The sequence below is a fragment of the Catenovulum adriaticum genome, assembly GCF_026725475.1.
Taxonomy (GTDB): Bacteria; Pseudomonadota; Gammaproteobacteria; order Enterobacterales; family Alteromonadaceae; genus Catenovulum; species Catenovulum adriaticum.
In genome coordinates this window covers 560,654-570,747 of record NZ_CP109965.1, presented here as the reverse complement: position 1 = coordinate 570,747, position 10,094 = coordinate 560,654, and the positions used below count along the sequence as shown (strand labels likewise).

8 protein-coding genes are annotated in these 10,094 nt (G+C 35.9%); all 8 read left to right on the top strand.

Going from position 1 to position 10,094, the window contains the following annotated elements:
• Positions 1–9 precede the first annotated feature (9 nt).
• The 8 genes from OLW01_RS02475 to OLW01_RS02440 all read left to right on the top strand — a co-directional run bounded on the left by OLW01_RS02475 (position 10) and on the right by OLW01_RS02440 (position 10,080).
• Positions 10–801, top strand: a complete 792-nt coding sequence (locus OLW01_RS02475) for a sulfotransferase (RefSeq protein ID WP_268075049.1) — start codon at positions 10–12, stop codon at positions 799–801.
• Positions 802–814: 13 nt separating this feature from the next.
• On the top strand, positions 815–1,732 hold the full coding sequence (locus OLW01_RS02470) for a glycosyltransferase family 2 protein (RefSeq protein WP_268075048.1): 918 nt from the start codon (positions 815–817) through the stop codon (positions 1,730–1,732).
• Positions 1,733–1,750: 18 nt separating this feature from the next.
• Entirely contained in the window at positions 1,751–3,259 is a 1,509-nt protein-coding gene (locus OLW01_RS02465; RefSeq protein ID WP_268075047.1) for an asparagine synthase-related protein, read from the top strand.
• 1 nt (position 3,260) lies between these two features.
• Positions 3,261–5,312, top strand: coding sequence for a glycosyltransferase (locus tag OLW01_RS02460; RefSeq protein WP_268075046.1), 2,052 nt, complete (start codon positions 3,261–3,263; stop codon positions 5,310–5,312).
• Between the two features lie 7 nt (positions 5,313–5,319).
• A complete protein-coding gene (locus OLW01_RS02455; protein ID WP_268075045.1) occupies positions 5,320–6,504 on the top strand; it encodes a hypothetical protein in 1,185 nt (394 codons plus the stop codon).
• Positions 6,494–7,981, top strand: coding sequence for an oligosaccharide flippase family protein (locus OLW01_RS02450; protein ID WP_268075044.1), 1,488 nt, complete (start codon positions 6,494–6,496; stop codon positions 7,979–7,981). The genes OLW01_RS02455 and OLW01_RS02450 overlap by 11 nt, the downstream gene beginning before the upstream one ends.
• A gap of 13 nt (positions 7,982–7,994) precedes the next feature.
• On the top strand, positions 7,995–9,071 hold the full coding sequence (locus OLW01_RS02445) for a glycosyltransferase (protein ID WP_268075043.1): 1,077 nt from the start codon (positions 7,995–7,997) through the stop codon (positions 9,069–9,071).
• Positions 9,072–9,153: 82 nt separating this feature from the next.
• Complete coding sequence (locus OLW01_RS02440; protein ID WP_268075042.1) at positions 9,154–10,080, top strand: sulfotransferase family protein; 927 nt, start codon at positions 9,154–9,156, stop codon at positions 10,078–10,080.
• Positions 10,081–10,094: the final 14 nt, after the last annotated feature.

Sequence of the window (10,094 nt, the reverse complement as noted above, 5' to 3'; positions counted from 1 at the left end):
GGACCAACAATGAAACAAATACATATAGTAGGAACTGGCCCAAGAACAGGTACAACCTTACTAGCTGAGGCAATGTCTACCTGCTTTAATATCGACCTGAGTACTGAGCATGAAGATAATCTTTTTTTCAGACCCAAAAAACATGCCGATATATTATTAACTAAGCACCCTGCTGATTTGTTTGTGATTTGGCCTTCACTTATTGTTGATCCTGAGCTGTATGTTATTTGCCTCATTCGAGACCCCAGAGATTCCGTTGTAAGTCGCCATAATAAAAATAAAACGGTTTATTGGTCGACTTTGAGGTATTGGCAATATTTTTATCCACAGGTCCAAAAATATCAAAAACATCCTCGTTTTATCCCCGTGATTTACGAAGACTTTGTGAAAAAACCGGATGAAATACAACGTCAAATACAGTCTCAAATTCCGTGTTTGCAAAGCAATCATTTATTTTCAGAATACCATTTGCACGCTAACCCATCCGAAGAATCAAAAAAAGCACTAAAAGAGTTTCGTCCTATCGATGCCAAAGGAATAGGTAATTGGCAAAACCACCTGCCTAGGATCAAGCAGCAAATACAACTGCATGGTGATATTACTCCCTCATTAATTGATTTAGGCTATGAACCGGATAACAGTTGGCTTTCTCAATTAGATACGGTTGAAGCTTATCAAGGTAGTAGTCATGTGGAAGAATATTTTAGTCATGCAGAAATAAAAAGCAGAACCAAATTTAAATACAAAGAAGCTTTAAAACGTTTTTTAGCCAGTAAAAAAATAATTGATCGCTTAGTATAAAAAGGCTGAATGAATGAAATTATCACTTGTAATTGCAACCCATAATGGCAGTAAAACGCTACCAGAAGTATTAACCAGTTACACTCAACAAACGATTCCTAATACATTAGACTTTCATATTTATGTAGTTGATAACGCCAGTTCAGACAATAGCAAAGAGATTATAGAATCTTTTCAAAACAAGCTGCCATTAACCTATTTGTATGAAGAAAAAGCAGGTAAAAACACAGCGCTAAACAGCGCTGTAAGACAAATAGAAACCGACGTATTTTTATTTACAGATGATGATGTCATTCCAAATGCTGAATTTATTAAAAATTGGTATCAAATTTTAACTGAGCAACCTGAATATCAAATTTATGGCGGCCGTGTAAACCCCAGATATCCAACAGAAAAGCCAAGTTGGTTAACACTTGAATGGGTAGAGATGGTTTGTTTTGCAAAGTCGAAATCCAAATTGCCGACCGGTCCTGTTGATGCTGGAGAGGTATTTGGCAATAATATGCTTGTCAGAGCCGAGCTTTTCAAACACGGTTTATTTGACGAACATACAGGCCCTTCACCCACCAGCTACGGGATGGGAAGTGAAACCGAATTTAACATTAGAATGAGCACTCAATTTAATGCAAAGGCTTATTTTAGCAGTGAAAATAATGTTGAACATATTATACATCCGAATCAAATGAGCTTAAAATGGATTGACGGACGAGCCGAGAAGTTTGGTAGAGGGCAAGCTTATTTAGAAATAAAGTACCAACCTTATACGGGCCCGTTTTTTAAAGGTTACCCAAGGTACCTCTTTAGTAAAGCATTAGTAAGCAAAGTAAAATCTGCGTTCGAGTCTAACCCTGATAGAAAACTAAAATTAAACTGGGATTATCACGAAACACTCGGTCGTCTCGCCGCTTATAAAATGCATAAAAATAAATAAGCAAATTAAGGATAAACGATGACTCACATGAAATCAGCTCATTTTAATAACTCATGGATAGACATTCAATGTGATGGTGAAATGTATAATCCCCAGGGTCAAACTACTTATTTTGCTGGTTATAAACAGGATTCAGGCGAAGGTGAATATATTCAATGGCAATTTGATGGCCAGACCCTCAATATTGAAACGTCAGCATTTGGGCTAATTAATACCTATTACTATGCAACCAATAATCGAATTATCGTAGCAACCGATATTATTGATATCATAAAACGAGTGGGGAAACAGCCACTTGATATTGACGGTTTAAACAGCTTTTTACAGCTAGGTTACTACTTAGCAGATCAAACTCCATTTTTGACGATCAAATGCCTCCCAAGAGACAGTCAAATTAGCTGGGACAAATCAGGCATTAAGACAACAAACCTAAAACGTTTGCAAATACCTAAAACCTACACAGGTAGTTACGAGCAAGCGATGCAAACCTATTTAGAGCTCTTTGCAGAGGTGATGGCTGAGTTTGATACCCATAATGAAAAGCTCGCATTGCCTTTGTCAGGTGGCAGAGATTCTCGTCATATATTGCTTGAACTATTAAAACAAAATAAAAAAATAGATTTAATTGCAACTTGCGCCTGTTTTCCACCTAAGCATAACGATGATCTCGCGGCGGCTAAAAATCTTTGTAACGCACTCAACGTAGAGCATGTAACCACACCTTTAGGCAAAGATTTATTTGATGATGAAATAGAAAAAAATAATATGACCTCGTTTTGTGCTGACGAACATGCGTGGATGTTGCCTTTACACCAATACTTTACCAAGCAAAAAATCAGTTTTATTTATGATGGTATCGCAGGTGATGTATTATCCGCTGGTCATTTTTTATCTCCAGAGCGTATCGCATGGCGCAAACAAGAAAACTGGTTGGCCATTGCCGAAGATATTACCAGCAAAGCGCCTAATTATAGTAAATTTTTAAATAAACAGCTTTTACCCTTTATGGACAGAAGCAAAATAGTCAAAAAAATTGCAACTGAACTGGAATCACTAAAAGGTTATGAAAACCCAATCGCTGAATTTTATTTAAGAAACCGGACCCGACGAGAGATAGGTTTGTCAACATGGAATATAATGGGTGAAGGTCGTGTTGCAGTGGCTCCGTTTTTATTAACTCGCCTTTATCATTTTTTAACTTCTCTGCCATTTGAATATATAGAAGATACTCAATTTCACACCAGAGCAATTATCGCAGGCTACCCAAATGCAGCAGATGTGCCTTTCGCTGAAGGAAAAAAACAACTTCTGCCTGAATACCAGCAAGCTATTCGCCAATTTAATTACAAAGCCCTCAGATACATCATTAAATCTGACAGTAATCAAAATATACTAAATCGCACTAAACATAACCTTAAGCTAATCCGAATGAGGGTTGATAAAAATTATTTAAATGATCGCTTAGATATTCTAAACAAAGCCATTTATTACACCCATTTATCTCAATATATTCGTGACACTAAATAATATGGATCGCCAAAACAATAAATTGCTCATTATCAATTATCATAATATCTGTGATAACAATAGCACCTTACCCGGCATTCATTACAAAACACTGGACAAACAACTCAAGTTTTTACGCCAGTTTATGAATCCAATGCCATTAACTACAGCGCTTGAATTAAGTCAGCAAAACAAACTGCCAAATCGCGCGGTCGCCATTACATTTGATGATGGTTACAAAAGCCATTTAACCTTAGCAATGCCGCTATTAAAAAAGCACGGCTTAAACGCCGCTTTTTTTATTTCATCTAACCATAATGGTACTAAATTAATGTGGAACGACAGGCTATATTTAGCCATTATGCGTTGTCCACTAAAACAAATTAATGTTGATGAATTTGAATTAGGCGATATCTCTATTGAATCAGCCCAAGATAAACAAGTTGCTTTTAATAAATTAGTACAACTATTTAAATATCAAACACTCCGTCAACGGCATCAGCTGCTTACGCAACTATGCCGCAAATTATCTTTTGAAGTTGAAAGTAGCTCAGATAATTTAATGCTTAGTGAAAATGAAATTAAAATGCTATCTGATAATGGTATGCTGATTGGCTCTCACACTTTAGACCACCCTATTTTAGCTTTAGAAGAAAGACAAGTTGCGCTTAATCAGTTGAGTGAAGACAAAGCCAGGTTAGAAATGCTCATAGACAAGCCCGTTAGTTTATTTGCATTTCCAAATGGTAAACCCGGGTATGATTACAATGAAGAAACCATTGAATTAATAAAACGGTCCGGTTACAAATACGCTTTTACCACCTGCAATACACCATTTGAACAACACGCAAACAGTTTATACGAGATCCCGAGAATGAGTGCGCCTGCTAGCGCTAAAATGAGTTTTTTACGCTTTATCGTTTCAGCACAATTGCATTCAAATAAACAACAAAAAGTATTGTTTGTCGAAAATGGAAAAGGATTTGGTGGTGCAAGCTTAGCGTTAGCGGAAATATTAGAGAACTGGCCTAAAAGTGAAAACTATACACCGATAGTTTGCGTTAACTCCCACGACGAAAAGTATCAAATTTACGATAAATTTGGAGAAAAACTAGTTTATCCCAAACTAAAAATACGCTCTATACAAAACAAAAGTAAACTCGCTAGCCTATTCAGTTTTGCTTGGGACAGCATTAATAAAACCATCCTTAGTATCATAATACTGCATAAAGTTAAACCTGAAATCGTGCATTTAAATAACGATCCTTATAACTGCTACCATGTGGCAATCGCTGCTAAGCTACTCGGTATACCTTATATTATGCACATAAGAGGCAATATGACCCCATCAAAATTGTCTCGGTGGGTGTGCGACAATGCGACACAGAATATTGCGATTTCAAGCTGGATACAAAGCTCTATTCAGCAAGCTGTATCTAAAAATAAAACAAATTATCAATTAATTTGCGACGGCATTACGCTGCAAACAGCGCCCGTTATCCAAACCAATGCGCCTAAACAAATAAAAATGATCATGGTTGGTGGATTTTACGGATGGAAAGGCCAACAAGTGGTTGTTCATGCTTTTGCGAAAATAGCTAAGCTATATCCCAATATTTATTTAGACTTTGTTGGTAGTATAGAGCCTGCAAACGATGAACAACTAAAAGTAGAAACCCTAATTAAAAAATACCAACTAGAAGACAAAATAAAATTAGTCCCTTTTGCAAACGATATCAGCAAAGTATATCAGCAGGCTCAAATTTTAATACATGCATCAACAGACCCCGAACCTTTTGGAAGAGTTGTTGCTGAAGCCATGTCTGCTGGGTTAGTTGTAGTTGCCAGTAATCAAGGCGGACCTTTAGATATTATTAGCGATAAAACAGACGGTTTTTTAGTAACACCTAATGATCCTGCTAAACTAGCTGAGATTTTAACTTACATACTCAACAATTACTCAAATTTAGCAGGGCTTAGATATGCCGCAATAACAAAAGCTAAGCAATTTTCCAGCGAACGCAATGCCGCACAGGTTTATCAAACCATAATACAAAATATTAACGCGAATTAAGAAAAGAATGACTAATAAAAATATTGCAGTTTTAGATTTATTTGCACAAGGGAAACGACATGTCGCTTTTAATGTGGCACTTAGTGAATCCATACACAGCGCGCTTAATCAAAAAATAAATTTCTACTGCAACCAAAACTACTATAAACAAAACTTAGATTATTTTAACGAGGCACATGTCAACTTAGTACAAAGCTATAATGTAGATGTACGTAAGCCTTATCGCTTATCTTTTTTTATCAGCATATGGCGTTTCATATTAGCGTTTTTAAAAATAAATAATCAGACAAAAGCAAATAACTTTTTTATATTAGAAACAACCCCTGCCTGCATTTGGGCCACTAAAATAGTGAATTTCTTTCGGTTTAAAAAGTTTAATTTTTATTTTTTGTTTCACGGCGAGCTCAGTACCGTAAAAGAGAACAAGCGAGTCAGCCCACTTTTACCACAATGGCTAGATTACAAATATACAATAAGCCGTATCAATCCTAGATATACTAAAATAATTGTGCTTGAACAACATATTAAAAATAACTTAACCAAGTTATTGCCACATTTGTCAGAGTCGATTCAATGTTTGCCACATCCCACATTTTACCAAGATAAACCCGATGCACCGCTTAACAAAACGGGTGACAATTTATCATTCGGCTATTTTGGAACTGCGACTTTAGATAAAGGATTCGACCGTTTTTTAAAGTTGGCGAGCCAAAATCATTCACAAGCAAAATTTAAAGCCATCACAACCGACATTAAAAATATCTATAAAAATGATTTTTCAGGCAAAGTTAAACTTGCTATGGGGCCTTTAGAAAAACCATTAAGTTACGACGATTTTTATCAAACGCTTACGGGCTGTGATTTTGTGATTTTGCCCTTCCGATATGACTACTATCAATTTGCCGCTAGTGGCGTGATGATCGACTGCATGAATATGCTCATCCCAATGATCACGTTAAAAAATGAATATACAGAAAATCTTTTTAACCAACATGGTCAAATTGGCTACTTGTGTGACAATTTAGAAGAAATGGATCGATTAATCAAACAGCTAACAACCACCAGTTGTACACAAACAGAAATTTTTAAAGAAAACTTGAAGCAAGCCAGACTTGATCGCAATGAACAAGCCTGTGGTCGCCAGCTAACTCAAATATTTAACCAAGAGATTTCACCAGCCCATGTCAACTAAACTGTTAGTTTCCAGTTCGCTATTCAGTGTTTATGGCAATTTTGCCGTGCGTTTTTTGGGTATCGCCAGCACGGCAATCATGGCTCGCTTGTTGGCTCCTGAAGACTTTGGTTTAATCGCGCTAGCTGCTGTCGTTTATGAACTGTTTGTATCTTTAGGTGATTTAGGCACGCAAAAGTACATATTAAAACAAAGTAAAATAGATAACGACATTTACAATACCACCTTTACATTTAGGTTTATCAATTTGAATTTAATGGCAGTACTTTTAGTCTGCTTGTCTGGGCCGATAGGTAATTTTTATGGCGCCCCTGTCGTTACTGAGCTGCTTTGGGTGTACGCCATTTGTTTATCCATTAAATCCCTCCAAAATATCTATTTTTTTGGATTTATGCGAGATCTCAATTACAAACCTGTCGTTAACGTAAATATTTTGGTGAAAATTTTAAGTGTTGCTATCAATATTGGGTTTGCGTTTTATTTTCAAGATTACCGAGCCATTATTTATGGGGTATTAGCATCTGTTTTACTCATGGTATTACGAACTTACACAATGAAATTGCCCGTACCTAAATTTAGGTTACAAGGCTTAAGAGAAAATTGGAATTTTTCTAAATGGCTGATTCTTGAAGTGTTTGTAGGCTATATTCGTGGCAAAGCAGATATTGTAATTGCAGGCAAGTTTTTTGATACCTCTCAAGTTGGCTTCTATGAAGTAGGTAAAAGTAACGGCAGTATGCCCATGCAAGAAATTTATGCTCCACTCAGCAACATTATGCTTACAGCATTAAGTAAAAATAAAGGCAGTGCACCAAATAACTCTAATTCAGACATAGAAAAAGGCATTATCGCTCTGGCATTAATTATTAGCCCTATATTTGTTGGGGTATTTTTATTTATGGATGTATTTGTTTCACTACTATTAGGGGATAAATGGTTAGTCGCCTTACCAATTTTTGAATCATTTTTGACGCTCGCTTATTTTACCTGTTTCGCTCAACTGCTGGCTAATGCATTTTTAGCAAACGATTTGGTTAAGCGTTTTGTATTTTTTAATGCGTTCTTGACCCTATTAATACTTGTGATCATGCTAGTGTCCGTGAATTATGGTGTCACAATTGAAGAGTTTTCAATGATCAGAGCCGCATTTGTTCCTTTTGCGTTAATAATTAACGTACTTTATATCAAACGCTTTGTACAAATTAAGCAGGCCAGCATTTACCTTTCACTAATTGGATATCTTGCGATTAGCTGTCTGTGTGCTTTACCTCAATACATGATTTTAAGTGTCTATTTTGAACTTCCCAGAATATTCAATTTATTAATTACTTTAATGTTAGCATTGCCAGCTTATTATTTTGTCAGTCGATATATGACCCATTGGATTAAAAATTACCACACTGAATTTAGCGCCGCACTGACTTTACTAGATTTTATAAAAGACAAACTAATCGCTGTTAAAAAGAAATTAGTTTAAGCAGAGAAAACCGATGAATACGCAAAAAACAGTTATATTTACACCAGACTATAGTACTGACAACCCATACCAAAACTTGCTTGCAAACAGCATTGAACAAAATGGATATAAAGTAAATTATGCAAATTATCCAAAAGGCTTATTTCTGCTCAACAAGCTAGTTAACTCAAATAATAATCCAGATGTTATTCATTTACACTGGATCACAGAAATTATCAGAAGGCTTGCTTGGTCAAGAAACGGGCTGATTTTTAGAATAAAGTGCTTTTTACTCATGTTGGATTGTTTAATTTGCCGTGCTCGGGGAACCAAAATAATTTGGACCATACACAACAAAACTGCGCACGAAGGACACGACCAAAATCGAGAAATATATATTCGGCGTTTATTAACTAAATACGTCAGCCAAGTAATAATTCATAGTGAGCAAGCTAAAGAACTACTTATCGATTTTTATCAGTCTGATGCACTAAAAAATGCACAGGTTATACCCCATGGAAACTATGACAATTGCTATGCCAGTGCAAACAAAACTGAAGCATTTAAACAAAAATTCCAGTTAACACCACAAACTAATGTGTTTTTATTTTTTGGCGCAGTCCGGCCTTATAAAGGTGTCGAAAACCTGATTGAAAATTTCAAGCAACACCAAGCTGAAGATGCCAAATTATTAATTTTTGGCAAGCCCAGTTCTGATGAATACAAACAAGTTTTATTAGATTTAATTGATAACCATAAAAATATCATTACTGAATTTAGTTTTATTAAAGATGAAGACGTTGCCGATATTCTAAACATCGCTGATTATATTGTTCTACCATTTGCTAAAACACTTACTTCAGGTTCAACCATACTGGCAATGACACATGGTAAAGCATTAATACTGCCCGATTCCGCTAGTATATTTGGGTGTGTTCCTGATGAAGGGGTTATTTATTTTGATGATAATTCGGGCCTATTACCTGCACTACAAAGCGCAACTAAAGCAGAGTCGCAAAGCCGAGGGCTGGTGAATTTAGAAGCAGCGAAACAGCTTTGTTGGGATAAAATAGGGAAAAAGACAAGCTGCATTTATAAATATAATCAATAGTTTTAAATACACAGAAAAACGTAAACCTATGTAATCTCATATCAATACTGAGAAACCAATTAATAACAAAGAGCAGCATAGAATGAGCATAATAAAATACCTAAAAGATACCTTTATTGGTACAAATACATTTTTAGCGTACCAACAGGATTCACAAAATCAAGAATTGACACTGAAAGAAATAAGTCAAATACTGTCTAAAAAATCAACTCCAATTTACACGGGAAACATAGATGAAAAACCAGTTTTTTTATTTTCTGCAGGTTGGCGCAGCGGTTCAACATTATTGCAACGTCTTGTTCTCTCGGCCAATTACTTCATATGGGGAGAGCCGTTGAGTGAATCTGGCGTATTACAAAACCTAATTAAACCATTATCGACAATTCGGGGAAACTACCCGCGGGACGAATATTTTTTTTCAGAGAGCTACTCCAAAGATCTTAGCCAAAAATGGATTGCAAACATCACGCCTAAATATCAATACACTTTAAAAGCAATGGAAGCCTATATATATGAATGGCTTGCTACTCCTGCTAAAGCTAAAGGTTGTGATAATTGGGGTATAAAAGAGGTCAGGTGGGAAGCTGATATCTGTTACATTCTCAAGCTATTATATCCAAATGCCAAATTCATTTTTATTGTTCGAGATCCTCTGACCGCCTACTCTTCGTACAATAAACTTGGAAAACATTGGTATGATGAATACCCTGACAAACCCGTTAATACCGCTGTGAAGTACTCCAAACAATGGAACAAACTAAGTAGTTCTTTTAAACGTGTTTGTCCAGATGTCGGTGGCTTTCTAGTACGTTACGAGGATTTACTTATGCCGAAGTCGCTTGACAAGTTAGATCAATACTTAGAGCAGCCCGTAGATAGAGGAATAATTAAAAATAAAGTCGGCTCTTCACATGAAAAAAGTCAAGTCGGTTATATACCCAAACTAGATAAATTAATTATCTCTCATTTATGTAAAACGCAAATGAAAGACTTTAATTATCTGGATTAAATGAGCCTCGTGTG